This is a genomic window from Ensifer sp. EB106-03-01-XG145, assembly GCF_058792075.1.
This window is the reverse complement of record NZ_JBYTEC010000012.1, coordinates 106,450-128,350: the sequence shown is the minus strand read 5'-3', so window position 1 is coordinate 128,350 and position 21,901 is coordinate 106,450. Positions and strand designations below refer to the sequence as shown.

The window sequence follows — 21,901 nt, the reverse complement described above, 5'->3', positions numbered from 1 at the left end:
ACTCCAAACCATTCGCCGAGCCGCGCTTCAGGCGCGCTCAAGCCGCGTTATAAATCCGAGATCCAGCAATTGCCTCGATCCGGTGAAGCGCACCGAAACATCCGACGTCAATTGCAGACCGCCGGCGTTTGCGATGTTCTCCTTGATCTTCACATAGACGGCGGAGGCATCGAAATACTGCCCGCCTGCCGCCGCCGCATCGACGACCTCGGCATAGTCGGCGAAGAACTTGAAATGCAGCAGCACGCCCATGGCGGCCGGAAAATTCCGGTCATAGGGCAAGGGCTGATGGATGCTGGGCCCGAAACAGCACTCGCCGTCCCAGAACAGCAGCGGATACTTGACCATCTCCAGGTCGGTTCCGAACTTGCGATAGCGCGGTCCGCCCTTGACGCTGAAGGCCCGCTTCATCGCATGCATGACGTAGCCGGTGGCATCGAAATGATCGGCAATCTCCCAGGGGGCCTGTTGCTCCAGCTTTTCAACGTCGGCGCGCTCGAGATCGACCGGATACATGTCGAGCATGGGGGCGAGCATGCGGCGGGCGCCCATGCGTTCCAGCGCCGGAATGAGCCACTTCAGTCCGCGTTCCTCATAGCCGTCATAGACGAGATACTCGTCGGAATCGACATTGACGTACCATCGGCCGGTGCCATAGCGCTCGAACAGCGTTTCCCGCCATTCGCGCCCGCGCCGCGCCTCCTTGAAGCGGACGATGGACGACCAGACGTCGACGTCCGGTTGTGCCACCAGATACTCGCGCGTGCCGTCGGACGAGACGTCGTCGATGCAGATGAAGCGTGTCACCCCGAGCCTGCGGTAATGCGCCAGGAACGACGGCATCAGCTTGAGGTCGTTGTGGGTGATGAACATCAACGGGATATCGTCGCGCGACAGGGTCGCCGGCCCCCGTGCGCTCAGGCACGTCAACTCGTGCCGGCGTCTCTTTTTCCTCTCCCGCCGGGCCATCCTTTTCGTTTCCAACCATGTGCTGAGGCGCTCGAGCGGCGTTCTTCTGAACATCTCCGCCGCCGCCTCCATGGAGGAAAAAGGATATCGCGTTTCGCCCACGGCAAGCTCCAGATCGTTTAGATTAGCAGCCTCTACGTGAAAAACGGTCTGCGATCAACTTGCGAAAATCCTGCCGATCGGAGCCTTCGAAATCAGGGCCGCTCAGGATCGTTGGCGAGCAGGATCGGCTGCCCGTGCGGCGTCGCTTCCGCCGCCCGCTGCCAGCTCAGCGTCAGGTGTTCCAGCTCACGGCCAGACGCGATCGAGAGCTCGGTGACGAGGCGCGAGAGCGCGGCTACCCAGCAATCGTAGTAGTCGCTGGCATCCGCCTTGCGGCCCGGCTTGTAGAGCTCGGCCGAAAGCGCTTCGGCCCATTCCGGCCAGGAGAACACGCCCTTTTCATGCAGGCGTACGGTCATGGCGAAGGCGTTCGCCTGCCAGGGCTCGGCGAAGACCGGATCGCCCTCCGGCGATTTCGGCAGTTCGGCCGAGGCAACGAGCGGCGAGACCACCTTACACGTGTTCAAGGTAGCTCTCCCAGGCATCGATCGAGACCGTCAGCGTCGGGTCGGCGCCCTCGCCCCAGATCTCAGGCCCATCGAAGACGACCGTATAGACCCATTGCGGATTTTCGCCGCGGCCATGGGCGTTGTCATCAGGGAAAACGAAGAAGCCCTGCACCGTCTCCACCCGGCCGAGCTTGGCGCGGGCGTAGCGCGGCAGCCGCGTGTGGGTCTCCGGATTGAAATTCTTCGTCTTCACCCGGTCGCCGGCAGCAAAGCGCGGCAATCCTTCGGCCGGGCGGTCGCAAGGCGCGCCCTTCGCCAGCACGCCGGCCACCATGTCGGCCTTCAGCACCCGCTTCGGGCTCGCACCCGGCTCCAGCATATGGACGCCATCGAGCTCGGCTTGGGTGACGAAGCCGTGGCGCTTCAGCAGCGTCTCCAGCGCGCGGGTCCAGATCTCGTAGTAGCTCGCCGAAAGATAGGTCGCCGGCGGCAGGCTTTCGCGCGCATGCCGGCTTTCGTCGATCGTCCAGGCGCCGAACGCGCCGCAGGAGAGCGTGACCCCCAGCGCCCGCTTCTCCCATTCGCCGTGGAAATAGGGCTCGTCCTTTTCCGGCGCCACGGGGCCGAGGCCGTGCGCGCCGCCGAGATCGTGCGGACCGTTCATCGAAACGCCTCCGCGGCAAGTGCCAAGCCCGTGCCGATCATGGAATCGCGCGTCACCAGTTCCGCGAGTTCGTCCTCGCTGAAGCCTTCGGTGCCTACCGGCCGTACCGGCACCACGAGATAGCGCAGTTCCGCGGTCGAATCCCAGACGCGGATTCGCGTCGTCTCCGGCAAGGTCAGGCCGAACTCGGCGAGCACCCCGCGTGGGTCGATGACGGCGCGCGAACGATAGGGCGGCGCCTTGTACCAGACCGGCGGCAGGCCGAGCACCGACCAGGGATAGCAGGAGCAGAGCGTGCAGACGACGAGGTTATGGGTGTCGGCCATATTGAACACGGCGCGCATGTGCTCGCCCTGCCGGCCGGTATAGCCGAGGCTGGCGATCGCTTCCGTCGCATCGCGCTTCAGCCACTCGGCAAAATCGGGATCGACCCAGGCCTTGGCCACCACGCGGGCACCGTTGCGCGGGCCGATCTTCGTTTCATAGGTCTCGACGATCGCGTCGATCGCCGCCGGATCGATCAGCCCCTTCTCGGTCAGCACCGTTTCCAGCGCCTTCACCCGCGCTTCCATGTCGGTGAAATGGTTGTCATGGTGATGATGGTCGTGATCGTGACCATGATGGTGTTCGGACATTGCCTGGCTCCTCGCAACGGCGCACCCCTCGGGCGCAGACGGCGCTGCCTCCTCACTCGCGCGACAGTGGTAGCTGATGAAATCCGGATTCGAAATCGAATTCATCAGCGACCGGCGACCAGAATTGTCACCGTAACAAGTCCGGTTCCATGCGAACCGGCAGCATTGAAAAATGCGCTATTATGTAGGATCGCACCAACGCGCGAGGCTAAAGCCAGCAAGAGCGCCGTTTTCCACGTATGTTGCAGTAACGTAATTGCTATTTCACGGCCTCGTGAAAGGGTTCACGCTGTCCGATTTGCAGACCCGCTGACTCAAACTCTCATGAAGACAAACTTGTCCAAAAGGTACTCGCGGAGCATGCTCGGGAGTCGGGAAACGTGCATCGCGCCATAGACATCCGGCAACGTGGTGTTGTCCGCGCCAATCCAGAGTCTTACTCAACAAATGGAGGGCAGCATGAAACCTATCAGAAGCAAGCTTCCACTATTTGCAGCTCTTGTCGCCGCAACCATCGTCAACGGCGGAAATCCAGCTTTTGGCCAGACGGCGACCGAAATCCCACCGATTCTGGTTACCCCGGATAAAGTAGAGTCTCGCATCGGTACGCTCAATTTCAAGGATGGCGCGCCGAGTGCAGACACCGTCGACAAGGTTTATGACACGCTTGATTTCACTCGCGCCCTTGACGCGTTCCTCAACAGCTATGGCGGCGCATCGGCCTATGCGATCCGCAAGGGTCTTCTCAGCATCGGCGCAGAGGACAACACGGTCACCCTTTACCCTGAACTGATGGATTCGAAGTCGCTGTTCCTCACGGCCAATGCCGATACCGTCTACTATTTCAGCATCGTGGATCTGACGAAGGGGCCGACCGTGGTCGAGCAGCCTCCTATGGGGGTAGGCACGATCAACGACATGTGGTTTGGCTGGATCATCGATGTCGGGTTCCCCGGTCCCGACCGCGGCGAAGGCGGAAGATACCTGCTGCTGCCACCCGGTTATGACGGTCCGGTTCCGGAAGGTGGTTTCTATGTTGCGCGGTCGAAGACGAACCGGGTCATCTATGCATCTCGCGGTTACCTTGTAGACAACGATCCGAAGCCGACCGTCGAGAACATCAAGAAAAATATGAAGATCTATCCCTACACGCCGGGCGGTGTCGGCACGAGCATCGCAACGGCGCTCGAAGGCAAAGTCAGGCTTGAAGTGAATCCGCCGGTTCCTGAAACCAAGTTCCTCGAGGCGAGCGGCAAGGCGTTCAATACGATCCCCCCAAGCGACTATTCGTTCTTCGAGATGATCAACGCCAATGTTCAGGCCGAGCCGGCCGATTCCTACGATCCGGAACTTGCAGGCCAGTTGGCAGCCATCGGTATCGTCAAGGGCAAGGAATTCAACCCGGACGACCGGATGAAGAAGATTCTGACCGATGCAGCAGCGGTGGGAAACGCGGCCAGCCGTGTGTTGAACTGGCGTTTCAGCGGGCCCCATCCTGATTGGTCGTACTATCCAGACTCAATGTGGGGAAACATGCTGTGGCAGGGTGGCGCAAATTTCGAAACGCCGCCGCCGATGATCACAAAGGATGGCCTGTTCGACCCGCTACCGCCGACTGGCGCGCGTACCCTCGATTCCAAGACGGCCTTCTACTTCGGCTACACGCTCGACTCGCCCGGCATGATCATGCGGCTCCCCAAGGTCGGGTCGCAATATCTCATGGGTTTCCTGGACGCCAACAAGAACGACCTCGACGGCGGCAAGACCTACAAGGTGACGCTGCCGAAGGACATTCCGGCGGCCGCGTTCTGGTCCTTCACGCTCTACGACAACCAGTCGCGCTCGATGCTACAGACGCCGCAAGGCTACCCGCGCGCCGGCAGCCAGAGCTATCCATCGCCTGCCGCCGAAGCGGAAGCGGATGGCTCGACGACGATCTATTTCGGCCCAACCCAACCCGAGGGGGTGAAACGCGGCAACTGGATCCAGACCATGCCCGGCAAAGGCTGGTTTACGCTCCTGCGTCTCTACAGTCCGCTGGAATCGTTCTTCACGAAGGAATGGCGGCCGAGCGAGATCGAACTCGTGCCCTGATGGTGGGAATGTGGGAGCAATGCTGACAAATCGCGGGGGAAGTAGCCTCCCGCGAGGTGCGACGTGATCGCGAGAATTCACACCACCGCTGCGCCTTGCCCATGTGATCGGCGCCGCCGTGCTTTTCGGCACCGGCGCACCCCTCGGGCGCAGACGGCGCTGCCTCCTCACTCGGGCGATAGTGGTAGCTGATGAAATCCGCATTCGAAATCGATTTCATCAGCGACCGGCAACCAGAATTGTCACTGTAACAAGTCCGGCCGCGACTAAACTTTGGCGATACATGATGCTTTCGCGCGCAACCGCCTCCGCTATTCTAGCCGCATGAAGGTTCTGATTCTCGGCGCCACCGGCTTCATCGGCTCGACCCTACTCGATCGTCTTGTCAGCGACGGACACATGGTAACCGGCCTCGGCCGCCATGTCGCGAGCGCGCGGCTGAAACGGCCGCAGGCGCAATGGTTCACGGCCGACCTCGCCGACATGCGCGCTGCCAGCAACTGGCGAGGGTTGGTCGAGGCCCATGACGTCATCGTCAACTGCGCCGGCGCGTTGCAGGATGGTTTGGCCGATGATGTCGGTGCGACCCAGGAGACGGCGATGCTGGCGCTTTATGCGGCGGCGAAGGCATCGCCGGTGCGGATCGTCCAGATCTCCGCACCCCAGATCTCAGCGTCATTGGGCGGCGCCGGCAGCGACAGCGCCTTCCTCGCCACCAAGTTCCGTGCCGACAAGGCGCTTGCGGCAAGCGGCGTGGCGCATGTCATCCTTCGGCCGGCGCTGGTGCTTGGCCGCAACGCCCATGGCGGTTCGGCCCTGCTCCGTGCCCTTGCCGCCCTGCCCTTCGCCATCCCGCTCGTGCATGTGGGGTCACGCGTCGAAACGGTCGCCATGAGCGATGTTGCGGAGGCCGTCAGCGCGGCCGTTGCCGGGTTGATGCCCGAGGGAAGCGATCTCGTGCTTGGCGACGAGACACCGCCGACGCTTGGCGAACTCGTGGCATTGCACCGTGAGTGGCTTGGCCTGCCCGCCGCCAGAACCGTCTCGTTGCCCGCAGCACTTGCAGCACCTGTCGGTTTCCTTGCCGATATCGCCGGCAGGCTTGGCTGGCGTTCGCCGCTGCGCTCGACCGCGCTTTCGGTGATGGCAGGCGGCGTTTCTGCCGCGGGTTGGTCCCGGGCCCCTGGCCCGTTCCTGTCCGCCCGCCAGAGCCTTTCAGCCAATCCGTCGGGCGTTCAGGATCTCTGGTTCGCCCGGCTCTACCTGCTGAAGCCGCTGATGGTCGTCGGGCTTTCGCTCTTCTGGCTGCTGTCCGGACTGATACCGCTTTTTGCCTTCGACGCTGCTCGGCAGCATTTCCTGCGGTTTCTCACCGATGGCCCGGCCACGGCGATGACGCTTGCAACCTGCCTTGCCGATATCGCCCTTGGCATTTCCGTCCTCGTCCGCCCCTTGGCGAAGCGTGCGCTGCTGGGCATGCTCGCGCTGACTTTCGGTTATCTCGCCACAGCAAGCCTCGTCGAACCCGCACTCTGGGCCGAACCGCTCGGACCGCTCGTCAAGGTCCTGCCTTCGATCCTCGCCACACTTGCGACGCTTGCCATTCTGGATGAACGCTGATGCTGCTCGAAGATGTGCTGCGCCTTGCCCATGTGATTGGCGCCGCTGTGCTCTTCGGCACCGGCGCCGGCATCGCCTTCTTCATGCTGATGGCCCGGCGCACCCGCGATGCACGATTGATCGCCCATGTCGCCGGAACGGTGGTCATCGCCGATACGGTCTTCACCGCCACGGCCGTGCTGATACAGCCAATCACCGGCTATCTGCTGGCGACGAGCATCGGCTGGTCGCTGACGGAAGGCTGGATCGTGTTGTCGCTGATCCTCTATGTGGTCACCGGTCTCTTCTGGCTCCCGGTCGTCTGGATCCAGTTGCGGCTGCGCGATCTTGCCCGTCTTGCAACGGCAAACGGTGCGTCGCTGCCACAGGAATTCGACCGGCTCTACGCCATCTGGTTTGCCTGCGGTTTCCCGGCCTTCCTGGCCGTGACCGGCATCTTCTGGCTGATGCTCACCAAGCCGCAATTCGCACTATTTTAGCATCGGCCAGAGGCTGACGACGAGCAGTACCGCCATGGTGATGTTGAACCACTTGAGCCGCGACGGCTCCGACAGCCATTGGCGGAGCGCCGAGCCGAAGCCTGCCCAGGTGGAAACGCTCGGCACATTGACCAGCGCGAAGACCAAGCCGACGACCAGCACGCTGAAGAGGTAGCTGTCGCTGCTGGTATAGGTCGCCATCGCCGAAACCGCCATGACCCAGGCCTTGGGGTTGACCCATTGGAAGGCGGCCGCCTGCAGGAAGGTCATCGGATTGGCGCCGGCCTTGCCTTCGCCGAGCGAACGCGAGGTGCCGATCTTCCAGGCGATCCAGACGAGATAGGCGCCGCCTGCGAATTTCAATGTGGTGTAGAGCAGCGGCACGGAGTGGAGCAGCGCGCCGAGACCGAAGCCGACGGCGATCAAGAGCAGGAAGAAGCCGGCACCGATGCCCAGCATATGCGGAACGGTACGCACGAAGCCGAAATTCACGCCCGATGCGAACAGCATCATGTTGTTCGGTCCCGGCGTGATCGATGTGGTGAACGCAAACAAAAACAACGCCAGAAGCGTATCGGCCTGCATGGTTTCCTCCGGCTCAATTGGGTCAACATAATTGACCTATTGACCGGCACCAGTCGCGAACTTGTCATGGTGACAAATTGACGACGGCCATCTCATCGACCTTTACGCGAAATTAGCCGGCCGCAGCGCGATACTGCTTTGCCCCACGGCGTGGGCTCGAAAGCGCGATGCTTTGCGCTAGATTGCCGATCGGACAGAACAACCGCCCGTCCAACACATACGCCTGCGAGGAGAGCCCGATGCACGACCCGATCCCGACAACCACGCTACCCGATGGCCGCCGCGTGCCCGTGCTCGGGCAAGGCACGTGGCGCATGGGCGACGCGCCGTCGCGCAAGAACGATGAAGTGAAGAGCCTGCAGCTTGGCCTCGATCTCGGCATGACGCTGATCGACACCGCGGAGATGTACGGCAATGGCGCCTCGGAGCGCATCGTCGGCGAAGCGGTGCGCGGGCACCGCGACGAGGCCTTCATCGTCAGCAAGGTGCTGCCGTCGAATGCCAGCCGGAACGGCACCGAAGCCGCCTGCGAACGCAGCCTGAAGCATCTCAGTATCGACCATATCGACCTCTATCTCCTGCACTGGCGCGGCGGCTATCCACTCGCCGAAACCGTCGCCGCCTTCGAGGCGCTGAAAAAGGCCGGCAAGATCGGCGCCTGGGGCGTGTCGAATTTCGACGTCGATGACATGGAGGAATTGCTTGCGGTGCCGGACGGAAAGAACGTCGCGGTCAACCAGGTGCTCTACAACCTCTCGCGCCGCGGCATCGAGTTCGACCTTTTGCCCTGGTGTCAAAAGCGCGGCATCGCAATCATGGCCTATTCGCCGCTCGACGAAGGCCGGCTGCTGCGCCATCCGGATCTCATCCACATCGCCAAGGCGCATCAGGCGACGCCATCGCAGATCGCGCTTGCCTTCCTCAAAACCCGTCCCGGCGTGATCTCGATCCCCAAGACCGGTTCGGCGGACCGCGCCCGAGAAAACCGCGACGCGATGGACATTCACCTGACGGCGGAAGACCTCGGCGACCTCGACCGCGCCTTCCCGCCGCCGAAGCGCAAGCGATCATTGGAGATGATCTAAACCAGCCGCCAGCTTAAGCATTACCGCAGCAACGCGCGCAGGACCGGACAGGCCTTTCTCTGGCCGGTCAGTCCTTCCGGACTTGCAACGATGCGTCTGAGACCGGCGCGTCGTCGCGTATTGGACGGCAGCTTGATCGCCGAAGCCAGCCCCAGGCGCGAAAGCAGGCGGATGAACCACCAGCCCAGATCGATCTGCCCGTCCTCGATCCCGAGCCTGGCGGATTCCGGAAAGGCGTGGTGGTTGCCGTGATAGGCTTCACCGAAGGTCACCAGACCGAAACGCGGCAGGTTGTAGCCCTGCACCGCGACGCCATCGACGCGCCACCCCTGCTCGCCGCCGCGATGGGCGAAGTGACCGACCAGCCAATGACCGGTGAGCGAGACGGAAACACGGACCGCCACGCCCCAGATCACCCAGGAAATGCCACCGAAGACGAAAAGCACCAGCGCCAGCGGCGCCTGCTGCAGCATCCATGTCACTTCAAGGAAGCGATAGAACCGATCCTGCGCGACACGGTCTTCAATGATAAATCGCGGCGGATGATCGAGCGCGACCACGCAATGCATCTGCCAGAAGGCGTCCTGAAGGAAAGGTCGGCGGTGCGCGAAGAGATCGTGGCAGGCCTGCTGGCGCTGCGCCCAATCGCGAATGTCATGGGCGTAGATCATGCCGAACGGCCCGGCCATGCCGACAAGCACACCGAAGGTGACGAGGATGCGCTCGAGCCAGAGCGGCGCCTCAAAAGAGCGATGGATCAGTAGCCGGTGCATGCCAACCGAATGGCCGAGGCAGATCGTAAGGGCCGTCAGAACGATGAAGATCACAAGGGCGTCCACCGAAAACGTCATTGGCGCACCGATAACGGCCACGAGCGTCATTCCGGAGATCCAGAGCGACTTGCCCGGAACCCAGACGACCCGGCCGTTCACCGGTTCGCTATCGCGCAGCGCTATCATTCTGCCAGTCGACACGACATCCATGGCACCCTCCACGACAAAACCCTGACCAGTTTTTCAGGCAACACTGAAGGACCCGATTGAAAACAACCGGCGCAGAAGTTATTTAGGAAATAAACTAATTACATATTTACCCGCGAATAGGTATTTAGGCAATATCCTAATTACCTATTGATCGACCTGCCGGCGACAAAGGAGATTTTGTGAACGACGACACGCTCAACCCTGATGCAGGCGGATCGGCGCAACGGGTGTTCAACGCACTATCGTCGCTGCATCGGCGCAAGATTCTGGCCTATCTCTCAGCCTCCAGCCTGACGGCGGGCGAGATCGCCGAGCGCTTCAACATGAGCAAGCCCTCGGTGTCGCAACATCTGACCGTGCTGGAGAACGCCGGCTTGATTGCCAAGGAAAAGCGCGGCCAGTTCGTTCACTACACCATTGTGACCAACAATCTGATCAACACGCTGAACGGCTTTGCCCAGGAGGTCTGCCCGGTCAGCCGTCCTCTCAAGCGGGAGAGCGAAGCCAAGGCGAAGTCAAAGTAGGACAGCCCTCATCCGGCCTGACGGCCACCTTCTCCCCGCCTGCGGGGAGAAGGAAATCGCCGCGCCCGCTCGCCCCAACAAAACCGTTGGCGTCCTGCTCGTCCCTGAAAGAACTCCGGGCGGTCAGCGCACAACCGCGTCCCCTCTCCCCGCCTGCGGGGAGAGGGCTAGGGTGAGGGGCTGTCAGGGGGCGGCAGCCCGCGTAACCCACGCTGGAAATCATAGTCCCTACGGGCCGCGGTTCATGGCGGCGATGCCGTTGCGGCAGACTTGGGTCAGCCGGAGCGACTCCCGATCTCCACCACCACCTTGCCCTTGGCGTGGCCGGATTCCAGATAGGCAAAGGCTTGCGCTACATCCTTGAGCGGAAACACGCGGTCGATGACGGGCCTGATCGCCTTGGTCTCGATGAGATCGGCAAGTTCGGCAAGCTCGGCACCATCAGGATGCATGAAAAGGTAGCGGTAGGCGACGCCATGTTTCCTGGCGACGGCGCGGATCCGGTAGGATGCAAGCCAGAAAAGCGCCCTCAGGAACAGGCCACGGCCGAGGTCCTTTCGCGCGGTTTCAGGCTCGGGCATGCCGGCGATGGAAACCACTTTGCCGCCGCGCTTGACCACGCCGAACGACTTCATGAGCGTTTCGCCGCCAACCAGATCGAAGGCGCCGTCCATGTCGCGCAACTGCTCCTCGAACCGTTCTGTCGTGTAGTCGATCACCACGTGCGCGCCGAGCTCTTCGACAAGCGCACGGCCACGCGTCGACGCCGTGGTCGTCACCTCCGCCCCCAGCCATTTCGCCAGCTGGATCGCGAAGGTGCCGACGCCGCCGGCGCCGCCGGGTATGAAGATCCGGCTGCCTTGGCTCACATGAAGCTCGTCGCGCAGCGCCTGTAAGGCCGTGAGGCCGGCAAGCGGCACGCCGGCTGCCGTGTTGAAATCGATCGATGCGGGCATCTTTGCCAGAAACTGTTCAGGCACGACCGCATACTCGGCCAAGCCGCCCATGGCCTCCTTGGGCATACGCGCAAAGACACGATCTCCCGGCGTGAAGGACGTGACGTCTTCTCCCAGCGCCTCGACGACGCCGGCAAGTTCGTTGCCCATGACGGTTGGCAGCGAGTAGCGCTGGACGACCTTGAGCATGCCTTCCCGCGTCTTGTAGTCGACGGGATTGAGACCTGCGGCGTGCACCCGCACGAGCACCTCGCCGCGCGCGGCTCGCGGACGCGGCACGTCACGCAGCTCGGCAGCATCAGGGCCGCCGTATCGTGTGAGTACCAATGCCTGCATCGTGGAGCTCATCCGGCACCTGATATCTTCGGATTTCCTGTCCGGGATTAGTCGGCGAGAAATGCCGGCGAAGTCAACAGAGTGGCGTCCGGCAGGTTCCATCGAGGTTCAGCCTGCCCCTCATCCGGCCTGCCGGCCACCTTCTCCCCGCCTGCGGGGAGAAGGACACGCGTGGCGACCGTCGGGCACAAGCGCACCACGTCGATTGTAGAGACGCTGGTTTTTTGGAAAGTCTGGAAGGGAGAGGCACGAACGGCGCCAGTCCCCTCTCCCCGCCTGCGGGGAGAGGGCTAGGGTGAGGGGCATTCCCAGCCCAAGAGCGTGAGCGCAAATCCAGCTTGAGGGCAGCGACGGGCGCCAAGATCGCATGAGCGGCCCCTCGCCCGCGCAAAAATCACATGCCCTGCGGGCCGCGGTTCATCGCCGCAATACCCGTGCGGCAGACTTCGATGAGGCCGAGTGGCTTCATGATGGCGATGAATTGCTCGATCTTCGACGGCTTGCCGGTGATCTCGAAGACGAAGTGATCGATGTTGGCGTCGATGACCGAGGCGCGGAAGGCGTCGGCCAGCCGCAGCGCCTCGACGCGGTGGTCGCCCGAGCCATGCACCTTGACGAGCGCCAGTTCCCGCTCGATCGGCCGGTCGTGGCCGAGGCTTGCGGCGCGGACCGTCAGGTCGACGACGCGGTGGACCGGCACCAGCCGCTCGAGCTGGTTCTTGATCTGGTCGAGCACATGCGGCGTGCCGCGCGTCACGATGGTGATGCGCGACAGGTGCGCCTCGTGTTCCGTTTCCGAAACCGTGAGGCTTTCGATGTTGTAGCCGCGGCCGGAGAACAGGCCGATGACGCGGGCAAGGACGCCCGGCTCGTTGTCGACGAGAACCGAAAGCGTGTGGGTTTCGGCGACCTCGGTCTCCTTGGCGATGAAGTAGGCGGAGCCGGTCGGTTGAAGGTGTGCGTTCATGTCAGTTGGTTCCTCTACCTATCTCAGACGAGCTGACGGCCCTTGGCGTCGATCGCGTTGGCGACCGCTTCGTCCGTGGCTTCGTCGGGCAACAGCATCTCGTTATGAGCCTTACCCGAGGGGATCATCGGGAAGCAGTTGGCGAGATTGGCAACGCGGCAATCGAAGATGACGGGCGCCGGCGTGTCGATCATGCGGCGGATCGCATCGTCGAGTTCGCCGGGCTTGTCGCAACGGATGCCGACGCCGCCATAGGCTTCCGCCAGCTTGACGAAATCAGGCATCGCCTCGGTGTAGGAGTGCGACAGGCGGTTGCCGTGCAAGAGCTGCTGCCACTGGCGAACCATGCCCATGTACTGGTTGTTGAGGATGAAGATCTTGACCGGCAGGCCGTACTGGACCGCGCAGGACATTTCCTGGATGCACATCTGGATCGAGGCGTCGCCGGCGATATCGACGACGAGGCTGTTCGGATGCGCGACCTGGACGCCGATGGCGGCCGGGAAGCCGTAGCCCATGGTGCCGAGACCGCCCGAGGTCATCCAGCGGTTCGGCTGCTCGAAGCCGAAGAACTGCGCTGCCCACATCTGGTGCTGGCCGACTTCCGTGGTGATGTAGGTGTCGCGGCCCTTGCTCAGCTCATAGAGTCGCTGGATCGCATATTGCGGCATGATGACGTCGTCGTTCGGCGCATAGGCGAGCGAGTTGCGGGCGCGCCACTTGGTGATCGTCTCCCACCAGTCGGAAAGCCGCGCCTTGTCGGCGCTCTTGGACGCGGCGCGCCACAGGCGAACCATGTCTTCCAGAACCGTGCCGACATCGCCGAGGATCGGCACGTCGACGCGCACGTTCTTGTTGATCGACGACGGGTCGATGTCGATGTGGATCTTCTTGGAGTTCGGCGAGAACGCGTTGAGGCGGCCGGTGATGCGGTCGTCGAAGCGGGCGCCGATGCAGATCATGACGTCGCAGTCATGCATCGCCATGTTGGCTTCGTAGGTGCCATGCATGCCGAGCATGCCGAGCCAGGCCTTGCCGGAGGCCGGATAGGCGCCGAGGCCCATCAGCGTCGAGGTGATCGGGAAGCCCGTCAATTCGACCAGCTCGCGCAGGAGATGCGAGGCTTCCGGACCGGAATTGATGACGCCGCCGCCGGAATAGATGATCGGCTGGCGCGCATTGCGCATCAGTTCGACCGCTTCCTCGATCTTCTTCAGATCGCCCTGCTTCTTCGGCTGGTAGCTTTTCTGGGTCGGAACGGCTGATGGAGGCGTGTAGGTGCCGGTCGCAAACTGGATGTCCTTCGGGATATCGACGACGACGGGACCCGGGCGGCCGGACTGGGCAACGCGGAAAGCCTCATGGATGATGCGGGCGAGATCGTTGACGTCCTTGACCAGCCAGTTGTGCTTGGTGCACGGCCGGGTGATGCCGACGGTGTCGCATTCCTGAAAGGCGTCGGAACCGATCAGCGAGGTCGGAACCTGGCCGGAGATGCAGACGAGCGGGATGGAATCCATCAGCGCGTCCTGCAGCGGCGTCACCGCATTGGTGGCGCCGGGACCGGAGGTGACCAGCATGACACCGACCTTGCCGGTCGAGCGGGCATAGCCTTCGGCCATGTGGCCGGCGCCCTGCTCGTGGCGAACGAGGATGTGCTGGATATCGTCCTGCTGGTGGATCTCGTCGTAGATCGGAAGCACGGCGCCGCCCGGATAGCCGAAGATATGCTCGACGCCGTTGTCTCTCAGTGCCTGGAGAACGATCTCCGCGCCTGTCATCTGGTTTTCTGTACCGCTCATTGACTTGCTTCCGTCCCTTTTCCCAGTTGGGTGCTTAGCTTGTTTGAAGGCATAAAAAAAGGCCCCGTCAGGAGCCTCGTTCAGCGCATGGGTGGCTACCGCCGGATGGTTACACCATCCTGCCCATGCGCCGTCCCACCACAAGAATAACCGCGAAATTTTTCATGGGCCGAGTTGATAACCACAAAAGCCCAAGGCGTCAACGGCTTTTAGTTACACGATCGGGCTTCCGCGCGGAACATTGTTGCGCAAGCAGGGGCGCCCGACCCGTGGCCGGTTGAGAAAACCGGGCGGCAAGGTGCCGAAGCGGCTCATTCCGGCACCAGATCATGTCAGCCTGTCGCGTGCCGATCAGAACGCCTGCGCAGCGGCCTTGCAATCGCGTCGACACTATTTGATTAACCTGCTAGTATCCGTGACTTCCGATTGCAAGCGTACGTTTCGGCGCGAGGTATCCATCTCAATCGCGCGAGGTGGATTTCCGTGCGATCATTTGTCTGCCATTGATCGCCACCCTCGGAGCGCTCGCTGCCGGGAGGCGACCTCATGTAAGCCAAGTGCGGCATAGAGGGAGAACAATCAGATGGTGAAGCTTGTGCAGAAAGCGGTGGTGCGTTCCACCGCGACGGTGTCGGCTGCGGTATTGGCATTAATCGTTGGCATGGGAACACCTTCAGGCGCGAAGGCCGGGGATGCTGAGGCCAAGAGCCTGCTCAAGGCCATGTCCGACTATTTGGCGGCGCAGGAGACCATATCTTTTGGTTATGATACCAATCTCGAGGTTGTAACCAAGGATCACCAGAAGCTCCAACTGGCGAGTTCTGGAACGATCGATCTCACCCGGCCCGACAAGATTCGTGCGACGCGCACTGGCGGCTTCGCCAATGTCGAGATGATCTTCGACGGCAAGACTCTCACGGTTCTCGGCAAGGACGCCAATCTCTATACCGAGGTCGAGAAGACCGGCACGCTGGACCAGCTCGTCGACGAGTTGCGGGAAAAGCTCCAGAAGCCCATGCCCGGCGCCGATTTGCTTCTGTCGAATGTCTACGATGTGCTGATGACCGACGTTGTTGACGTAAAGGACCTCGGCAGCGGCGTAATCGGCGGCACCGAATGCGATCATCTGGCATTTCGCACCAAGGAGATCGATTGGCAGATCTGGATCGCTCAGGGCGAGCGCCCCTATCCCTGCCGGTATGTCATTACCAGCAATCAGCTTGACCAGGCACCGCAATACAGCGTCCAGACCAGGGACTGGAAGACCGGCAGTGAGGTTGCTGCAGACGATTTCGGCTTCAAGAACGAGACCAACGCAAAGAAGGTCGATCCGAAGGAACTCATCGATATTGATGAACTGCCCGGCCATCTGGCCATAGGAGGCGGCCAATGACCGTGTCAAAGAAATTGAGAATTGTGCTGCTCGCCGGCATCGTCGGCTTTCCAGGACTGCAAGCGGCGGAGCGCATTCCAGCGTTGAGTTCGTACAGTTTCGTCTCGATAGCCGAGGCCAGGGTCGGGCGTCCACTTACGCCGGTCAGCGTGGCCGGAGTGGCGCGGCGCACCGTGCGCCGCTGCGCAGTTGGCGTCTACTACTGCTAAATCGCAGCCGAGAAGCTCAATGCGCTCCTATGGTCGGGTGATCAAGACGTGCAGCTACTGCATGTTTCCTTTAATCGTAGCCGGTTAAAGGACAAAAACATGCAGTAGGCTCCCGCTTCAGGCGGTAGCGGCGAGCGCCGGATAGTCGACGTAACCCTTCGCGGTGCCGCCGAAATAGGTCATGCGGTCAGCATCGTTCATAGGCGCGTCGGCCTTCAGCCGGTGAACGAAATCCGGATTGGCCAGCACCATCTGGCCATAAGCCTCCAGATCGGCGAGCCCCGATGTCAGATCGGAACCGATCTCGTCGCGTCCGCGGCCGGGCCTGTTCAGGATCAAGGGCTGCGTCCAGAGCTTGCGGATCGAGGCGAGCAATGGCTCGTCGCCCGCATGCATGATGTGCAGATAGGCAAGGCCCAGCCTGTCGAGTTCGGCAACCAGATAACGATAAAGATCAGGCCCTTCGGCGCCCTCGTCGATGCCCCACATCGCAAGGCCGGGAGAAAGCCGGATGGCGGTGCGGTCCGCGCCGATCTCCTCGGCGATGGCCGCGGCTACCTCGATCGCAAACCGCGCCCGGTTCTCGATTGATCCGCCATATTCGTCGGTGCGAGTGTTGGCGCTCGGCGCCAGGAACTGATGGACCAGATAGGCGTTGGCGCCATGGATCTCGACGCCATCGGCACCGGCCTCTACCGCGCGACGAGCCGCATGGCGGAAGTCGGCAACGGTCCGGCGCACTTCTTCGGTCGTCAGCGCCCGCGGCGTCGGGATGTCCTGCATGCCGGTTGCCGTGAACATGCCACTCCCCGGCGCGATCGCCGACGGCGCAACGCCCTGGCGATGATGCGGCGTGTTGTCGGGGTGCGACATGCGCCCGGCATGCATGAGCTGGACGAAGATATGACCGCCCCTCTCGTGCACGGCGGCAGTGATCTTCTTCCAGCCGGCGACATGCGCATCGGTGTAGATGCCGGGCGTGGTGAGATAGCCCTGGCCATCGTCCGAAGGCTGGGTGCCCTCGGTCACGATCAGGCCGACGCTGGCGCGCTGGGCGTAATATTCGGCGGCAAGTGTGCCGGGCGTACCATCGAATTCGGCGCGGCTGCGGGTCATGGGCGCCATGGTCAGCCGGTTGGCAAGCGTGTAGCGACCGATGCGGACAGGGTTGAATAGCAGGCTCATAGGATCTCCTTCGAGGCTTGTCCTTAACTTGGAGTCCTTGTCCACCATTCCGTTTCCGGGATAAATATAGCCATACTGAATTTACTGTTCCACTGATGGAGCAAAGATGACCCATTTGAACGACATGGCACTGTTCGTCGAAGTCGCGAAAGCCAGAAGCTTTCGCAAAGCCGCCGAAATCGTCGGCATGCCCAACTCCACCCTGTCGCGGCGGATCAGCGAATTGGAGAAGGCGATCGGGCTGCGGCTGCTTCACCGCACGACGCGAAAGATCGAACTCACCGAAGCGGGCCAGCTCTATTTCGAGCGCAGCAAACGCATCGTCGACGAAGCGCGCCTCGCCCACGAGCAGCTCGGCGCGATGCTGGAGCAGCCGAGCGGCCTCCTGCGCGTCTCCATGCCGGTCGATTTCGCAACCATCTACATGACGCCGCTGATCGCGGAATTCGCCCGGCGCTATCCCGGCATTACCTTCGACTTCGACCTGACGCCGCGGCGCGTCGATCTGGTGGCGGAGCCCTTCGACGTGGTGATCCGTGCCGGCGAATTGCAGGATTCACGCCTGATCGCGCGGCTGCTCGGCCGCCACGCACGCTATCTCTACGCTTCCCCTGCCTATCTGGCGGCGTCTGGGGAGCCGCAGGATCCGGCGGATCTGGCCCGTCACGACTGCATCTCTATGCCGAGGGCAACGGACTGGACGCTGCATGATGGCCGCAACAACAAGATCGAGGTATCGGTCGGCGGCCGCTTCACGGTCAACAATGTCGGCATGATGAGCGCGCTTGCCGTCAACGGCCAGGGCATCGCCTTGCTGGCCGAGCGCATTGCCGGCGACGATTTCGCCGAGGGCCGGTTGAAGCGTGTGCTGCCCGCCTGGGAAGGCACCTCCGTCGCAATCCACGCCATCACCGAAACACGGCTGCTGCCGGCCAAGACCCAACGCTTCATCGAGTTTCTGCAGGAACAGATGGGACGCAGGTAGAGTAAGTCGCGCAGAAGTACGCAGCGGTTTTGCGAAACGCACATTCGAAAAAAATCGAAAAAACGCAAGGAGCGAATCTGAAAGATCGCAACGCGCTTTGACCGCGAACGCCTTCATCTTCCGGCCCTAGTGAGAACACGCTAAAATATAGACAGCATGCGGAGAGCAGGATGGCAAACGGGCGCGTCGAGCGGCGACTTGCGGTCATCATGGCCACCGACATTGTCGGCTACTCCCGTCTAACGGAGGCCGACGAAATTCGCACGCTCGGCACTATGAAGCGGCTGCAGACGTCCATCCTTGCTCCCAGCATCGCCGCCTGCGGCGGGCGGATCGTCAAGCTGATGGGTGACGGCACGCTGGTCGTCTTCGACTCCGCCGTCAACGCGGTGGATTGCGCCCTATCGCTGCAGGAGGCGCTCGCTTCCGATCAGCTGGAGCAGCCTCCCGACGACCGCATCCTCGTCAGGATCGGCATCAATCTCGCCGACGTCGTCATTGAAGGAGACGATCTCCTTGGCGACGGCGTCAACGTCGCCGCGCGCCTGCAGGCCTCGGCGTCCCCCGGTGGCATATGCATCGCCGATGTCGTCCATCGGCAACTCAGCGCCAAGAACCGATCGGCCTTCCTCGACGGCGGCGAGATCGCGCTGAAGAACATCACGCGCCCCATCCGCGTCTGGCACTGGACGGACGCACCGACAATGGGACCGGCGGCCTCGCAAGCCTGCGCGCACACGTCGATCGCGGTCCTGCCATTCGAGAACCTCGGCGGCGCGACGGAGCAGACCTTCTTCAGCGACGGCATCAGCGAGGACGTCATCGGCGGGCTCGCGCGGTTCCGCTCGCTTTCCGTCACATCAGCCAGTTCATCCTTCAGCTTCCGCGATCGAAGTGTCGATAGAAGGGAGATCGGCCGCCGGCTCGGCGTCACCTACCTCGTCGAGGGCAGCGTCCGCCGCGCCGGCGAGCGGATCCGCGTCACCGCGCAGCTGGTCGAGGCAGCGAGCGGCGCGCACCTCTGGTCGGAGCATTACGACCGAAGCCTGACGGATATTTTCGCGGTGCAGGATGAGGTGACCCGGACGATCGTCTCCACCCTCGTCGGGCAGATCGAGAGCGCCGGCATGCGGCAGGCGCTCCGCAAGCCGCCGACGAGCCTTGCGGCCTATGAATTCTACCTGCGTGGGCTCGCGCATATTCGCGGCTACGAGCCGGAAGACAACCGGCAGGCATGCGCCATGTTCCAGGCGGCGGTCGACCGCGACCCGCATTTTGCCTTGGCTTACGCCCATCTGGCACTCGCGACCACCGCCGCGCAAGGCTACGCCAATGCCCCGCAGGACGTTCTCGACTGTGCCCTGGCCATGGCGCGCAAGGCGGTCTCGCTCGACGAGACCGAAGGCGGTTGCCAGCGGCTGCTGGCGCTCATTCACGTCAATCGCCGCGAATTCGAGTTGGCCGAGCGGCACTATCGGCGCGCCTATCTGCTGAACCCCAATGATGCCAGTACGCTGGTGCAGATGGGAGGCCTCTTTGCGCGACGCGGCAAGCTTGATGAAGCAATGGAGTGGATCAACGAAGGCTTCCGGCTGAACCCATTTCCGCCGCCCTGGTATAGCGCTGCACTCGGCAACGCCCTTTATATCCTCGGCCGCTATGAAGAGGCGGCCGCGGCGCTCAAGGAGTTGCCCAATCCCGGCCCCTTCACGCTCGCGCGCCTTGTCGCCTGCCATGCGCAGGCCGGCAGCAGCGCCGCCGCCGAGGAGACGAAGGCCCGCCTTCTGCAGGTGCGCCCGGACTTCTCCACGGAAGACTTCATCCGGCGCGGCCTCCTGCTTGAGCTGGACGAACACCGCGACCTGTTCCGCCAGGGCCTGCTGAAGGCAGGACTGCCGGCGTGACGCAATCGGCTGGCCCGATCATGGATCCGTTTCACACCGGAATTGGTTTCAGAACCGCGAAAAGCCCGTGAGCGGCGGCATGATGAAACCGCGCCCATCACCGATGAACGGCGCAAGCCCCTTGGCCACCGCCTCGCTCGGATTGCCGTAAACTTCGAGCCGCTCCACCGTGCAATGGGCAGACACATCCTGGATATGCGCGTCCGACATCTGCCAGTGCCGGAGCACGTCCTGCGAATTACGATAGAGCTGTATGCTCACCGCCTGCATCGCCTTCTCGTCGATGAAGGTCTGCACCATCAGCTGCGGCGCGTGCCTTTCGACGAATGCGATTGCGCCCAGCACCGCCTCGCGGAACGGATCGAGATGGCCGGGGGCGATCCTCATCAGGTTTCGAAAAAGCAATTGCTCGGTCATGCCCGTCCTCCATGTCGCTTGTCGTTTGGCTCCCCGGGCCGGGCTGGAACCGGGAATGACGCTCCGACGCGTTGTCATGGAAGGGTTTGTAGAAGCTCAACTATAGTTGAGGTCAAGCCTGATAAAACGACAAAGTTTTAGGGGCGAACGCTGTTCGTGCACCCCGCATTAACACTTGCCGTGGAAGATTCGCATTGCTGCATGATGCAGCTTCAAACCAAGGGCAATGATATGCTTGACCTCCCTGTGTTGATGCCGCTCGTCATCAGCTTTGCTGCGATCTACCTGTTCTTCCGCTGGGTCGTATTCGACATGAACTCCCCCAAATAGCCGGCAGCCGCGCGCCACCTCGATCCCCGCCATCCCGCCCGAAGATCCCTTGATATCGTCGACCAGACGGAAGCCGCGTCTCACGGCTGTTGTGGTGGCAGCAGGAACAGGGTCATGCCGAAGATCACGTAGACCGTCAGCGCCAGCACGCCCATGTACCAGGCAGAACGGCCGGCATTCGACAGCAGCGTCGCCGCCATCGTCGCGACCAGCATCATCACGATGGCCCCCGGCCAGAACTGCAGGTCCATCGGCTGCGGCCCGAGCACATAGCTCAAGAGCACCAGCAGCGGCGCGACAAAGAGAGCGATCTGCACCGCGCTGCCGAGCGCGATGCCGACGCTTAGGTCGAGCCGGTCCTTGCGCGCAGCGGAAAAGGCGGTCGCCATCTCGGCCGCGGCCCCGACGAGCGCGACGACGACGAAGCCGACGAAGGCCGGCGTCATGCCAAGCTCTTCTGCCGCCACCTGCACCGAGCCGACGAAAACCTCGCTGACGAGCGCCACCAGCACGGTCACCGCCAGAAGCACGCCGATACCGGTCGCCAGCGGCCAATGCGCCTCCTCTCCGCCATGCCCGGAGCCGGCGGAGATGAAAAGTTCGCGATGGGTCCTGAGCGAAAACAGCATCCAGAGCCCGTAGACGACGATCAGGACAACAGACAGGCCGGCGCTCAATTGCTGGGTGAAGGGCGTCTGCGGCTGTCCGTCGGCTGCGCCGATGAGCGACGGCACGAGAACCGCGACCGTCGCCATGAACAGAAGGCTCGCCAGGAAGCGCGCATTCACCCGGTTGAACTCCTGCAGGTGATAGCGCAGTCCGCCGAAAAGGAACGAGCCTCCGAGCATGAAGAGCGTATTGGTGACGATGGCGCCGGCGATCGAGGCCTTGACCAGCAGGTATTGACCGGCGGCGAGCGCCATCAGCGCGATGACGAGTTCCGTCAGGTTGCCGAGCGTCGCGTTGAGCAACGCGCCGATCGTATCGCCGGTTCGTGCCGCGACGGACTCCGTCGCCTGGCTGAGCAGGGCCGCAAGCGGCACGATGGCAGCCACCGAAAGGAGGAACAGCAAAGTGTGTGCCCCCGGCCAGATGTGCTCGCCCGCGATCGCCAGGGGGACGAAAACGAGAAGCCAGAGAATGGGTGTCCGGCGCACGTAATCAAATGCACTGCCCATGGCCGCCTCCCCACGCCAACCGGCAAGCCTAACCGGATGCCATGTCCGGC

21 protein-coding genes are annotated in these 21,901 nt (G+C 62.5%); 9 read left to right on the top strand and 12 right to left on the bottom strand.

The window, feature by feature from the left end; all coding sequences use genetic code 11:
* Positions 1 to 27 precede the first annotated feature (27 nt).
* The 4 genes from AC3WWH_RS24880 to nthA form a co-directional block, all read right to left on the bottom strand.
* Positions 28 to 930 carry a glycosyltransferase family 2 protein gene (locus AC3WWH_RS24880; protein ID WP_373419831.1) on the bottom strand — a complete coding sequence of 301 codons (903 nt, stop codon included), beginning with the start codon at positions 928 to 930 and terminating at the stop codon, positions 28 to 30.
* Between the two features lie 233 nt (positions 931 to 1,163).
* Complete coding sequence (locus tag AC3WWH_RS24875; RefSeq protein ID WP_245299070.1) at positions 1,164 to 1,538, bottom strand: nitrile hydratase accessory protein; 375 nt, start codon at positions 1,536 to 1,538, stop codon at positions 1,164 to 1,166.
* Positions 1,525 to 2,184: a nitrile hydratase subunit beta gene (gene nthB / locus AC3WWH_RS24870; RefSeq protein ID WP_058321288.1), complete on the bottom strand. Its 660-nt coding sequence runs from the start codon at positions 2,182 to 2,184 to the stop codon at positions 1,525 to 1,527. Before nthB ends, AC3WWH_RS24875 begins: the two co-directional genes overlap by 14 nt.
* The gene (gene nthA / locus AC3WWH_RS24865; protein ID WP_058321287.1) at positions 2,181 to 2,819 is read right to left on the bottom strand and encodes a nitrile hydratase subunit alpha; all 639 of its coding nucleotides are present in this window, start codon (positions 2,817 to 2,819) and stop codon (positions 2,181 to 2,183) included. Before nthA ends, nthB begins: the two co-directional genes overlap by 4 nt.
* Positions 2,820 to 3,278: 459 nt before the next feature.
* Between nthA and AC3WWH_RS24860 the strand changes: the two genes are divergently transcribed.
* The 3 genes from AC3WWH_RS24860 (at position 3,279) to AC3WWH_RS24850 (ending at position 7,012) form a co-directional block, all read left to right on the top strand.
* Positions 3,279 to 4,913: a DUF1254 domain-containing protein gene (locus AC3WWH_RS24860; protein ID WP_197417269.1), complete on the top strand. Its 1,635-nt coding sequence runs from the start codon at positions 3,279 to 3,281 to the stop codon at positions 4,911 to 4,913.
* A 324-nt stretch (positions 4,914 to 5,237) separates the two neighbouring features.
* Entirely contained in the window at positions 5,238 to 6,533 is a 1,296-nt protein-coding gene (locus tag AC3WWH_RS24855) for an SDR family oxidoreductase (RefSeq protein ID WP_058321318.1), read from the top strand.
* 2 nt (positions 6,534 to 6,535) lie between these two features.
* Complete coding sequence (locus tag AC3WWH_RS24850; RefSeq protein WP_058321317.1) at positions 6,536 to 7,012, top strand: DUF2269 family protein; 477 nt, start codon at positions 6,536 to 6,538, stop codon at positions 7,010 to 7,012.
* Here AC3WWH_RS24850 and AC3WWH_RS24845 read toward each other — a convergent pair.
* Positions 7,004 to 7,597 (bottom strand): LysE family translocator, encoded by a 594-nt coding sequence (locus AC3WWH_RS24845; protein WP_058321285.1) that lies wholly within the window; start codon positions 7,595 to 7,597, stop codon positions 7,004 to 7,006. The two genes, AC3WWH_RS24850 and AC3WWH_RS24845, sit on opposite strands and share 9 nt — an antisense overlap.
* Before the next feature lie 239 nt (positions 7,598 to 7,836).
* Here AC3WWH_RS24845 and AC3WWH_RS24840 point away from each other — a divergent pair, with 239 nt between their 5' ends.
* Entirely contained in the window at positions 7,837 to 8,682 is an 846-nt protein-coding gene (locus AC3WWH_RS24840) for an aldo/keto reductase (RefSeq protein WP_058321284.1), read from the top strand.
* 20 nt (positions 8,683 to 8,702) lie between these two features.
* On the opposite strand, the gene AC3WWH_RS24835 is transcribed toward AC3WWH_RS24840, so the two are convergent.
* On the bottom strand, positions 8,703 to 9,665 hold the full coding sequence (locus AC3WWH_RS24835; RefSeq protein WP_057253611.1) for an acyl-CoA desaturase: 963 nt from the start codon (positions 9,663 to 9,665) through the stop codon (positions 8,703 to 8,705).
* A gap of 179 nt (positions 9,666 to 9,844) precedes the next feature.
* On the opposite strand from AC3WWH_RS24835, the gene AC3WWH_RS24830 reads away from it, so the two are divergent.
* Positions 9,845 to 10,189 (top strand): metalloregulator ArsR/SmtB family transcription factor, encoded by a 345-nt coding sequence (locus tag AC3WWH_RS24830; protein ID WP_057253609.1) that lies wholly within the window; start codon positions 9,845 to 9,847, stop codon positions 10,187 to 10,189.
* Between the two features lie 275 nt (positions 10,190 to 10,464).
* Here the strand turns inward: AC3WWH_RS24830 and AC3WWH_RS24825 are convergent, their stop codons facing one another.
* The 3 genes from AC3WWH_RS24825 to AC3WWH_RS24815 all read right to left on the bottom strand — a co-directional run bounded on the left by AC3WWH_RS24825 (position 10,465) and on the right by AC3WWH_RS24815 (position 14,250).
* A complete protein-coding gene (locus AC3WWH_RS24825) occupies positions 10,465 to 11,481 on the bottom strand; it encodes an NADP-dependent oxidoreductase (protein ID WP_057254393.1) in 1,017 nt (338 codons plus the stop codon).
* Positions 11,482 to 11,875: 394 nt separating this feature from the next.
* Positions 11,876 to 12,448 (bottom strand): acetolactate synthase small subunit, encoded by a 573-nt coding sequence (gene ilvN, locus AC3WWH_RS24820; protein ID WP_034792687.1) that lies wholly within the window; start codon positions 12,446 to 12,448, stop codon positions 11,876 to 11,878.
* Between the two features lie 23 nt (positions 12,449 to 12,471).
* Positions 12,472 to 14,250, bottom strand: coding sequence for an acetolactate synthase 3 large subunit (locus tag AC3WWH_RS24815; RefSeq protein ID WP_058321283.1), 1,779 nt, complete (start codon positions 14,248 to 14,250; stop codon positions 12,472 to 12,474).
* A 583-nt stretch (positions 14,251 to 14,833) separates the two neighbouring features.
* Between AC3WWH_RS24815 and AC3WWH_RS24810 the strand changes: the two genes are divergently transcribed.
* Both AC3WWH_RS24810 and AC3WWH_RS24805 read left to right on the top strand, forming a co-directional pair.
* Positions 14,834 to 15,643, top strand: coding sequence for a DUF2092 domain-containing protein (locus AC3WWH_RS24810; RefSeq protein ID WP_058321282.1), 810 nt, complete (start codon positions 14,834 to 14,836; stop codon positions 15,641 to 15,643).
* Positions 15,640 to 15,852 carry a hypothetical protein gene (locus tag AC3WWH_RS24805; protein WP_058321281.1) on the top strand — a complete coding sequence of 71 codons (213 nt, stop codon included), beginning with the start codon at positions 15,640 to 15,642 and terminating at the stop codon, positions 15,850 to 15,852. The genes AC3WWH_RS24810 and AC3WWH_RS24805 overlap by 4 nt, the downstream gene beginning before the upstream one ends.
* A gap of 117 nt (positions 15,853 to 15,969) precedes the next feature.
* Here AC3WWH_RS24805 and AC3WWH_RS24800 read toward each other — a convergent pair whose 3' ends face one another.
* Entirely contained in the window at positions 15,970 to 17,037 is a 1,068-nt protein-coding gene (locus tag AC3WWH_RS24800; protein WP_058321280.1) for an alkene reductase, read from the bottom strand.
* A gap of 106 nt (positions 17,038 to 17,143) precedes the next feature.
* Here AC3WWH_RS24800 and AC3WWH_RS24795 point away from each other — a divergent pair, with 106 nt between their 5' ends.
* A complete protein-coding gene (locus AC3WWH_RS24795) occupies positions 17,144 to 18,022 on the top strand; it encodes a LysR family transcriptional regulator (RefSeq protein WP_057253601.1) in 879 nt (292 codons plus the stop codon).
* 170 nt (positions 18,023 to 18,192) lie between these two features.
* Positions 18,193 to 19,926 carry an adenylate/guanylate cyclase domain-containing protein gene (locus AC3WWH_RS24790; protein ID WP_058321279.1) on the top strand — a complete coding sequence of 578 codons (1,734 nt, stop codon included), beginning with the start codon at positions 18,193 to 18,195 and terminating at the stop codon, positions 19,924 to 19,926.
* Between the two features lie 48 nt (positions 19,927 to 19,974).
* On the opposite strand, the gene AC3WWH_RS24785 is transcribed toward AC3WWH_RS24790, so the two are convergent.
* Positions 19,975 to 20,343 carry a hypothetical protein gene (locus tag AC3WWH_RS24785; RefSeq protein ID WP_057253597.1) on the bottom strand — a complete coding sequence of 123 codons (369 nt, stop codon included), beginning with the start codon at positions 20,341 to 20,343 and terminating at the stop codon, positions 19,975 to 19,977.
* 410 nt (positions 20,344 to 20,753) lie between these two features.
* Complete coding sequence (cax, locus tag AC3WWH_RS24780) at positions 20,754 to 21,851, bottom strand: calcium/proton exchanger (RefSeq protein WP_057253595.1); 1,098 nt, start codon at positions 21,849 to 21,851, stop codon at positions 20,754 to 20,756.
* Positions 21,852 to 21,901: the final 50 nt, after the last annotated feature.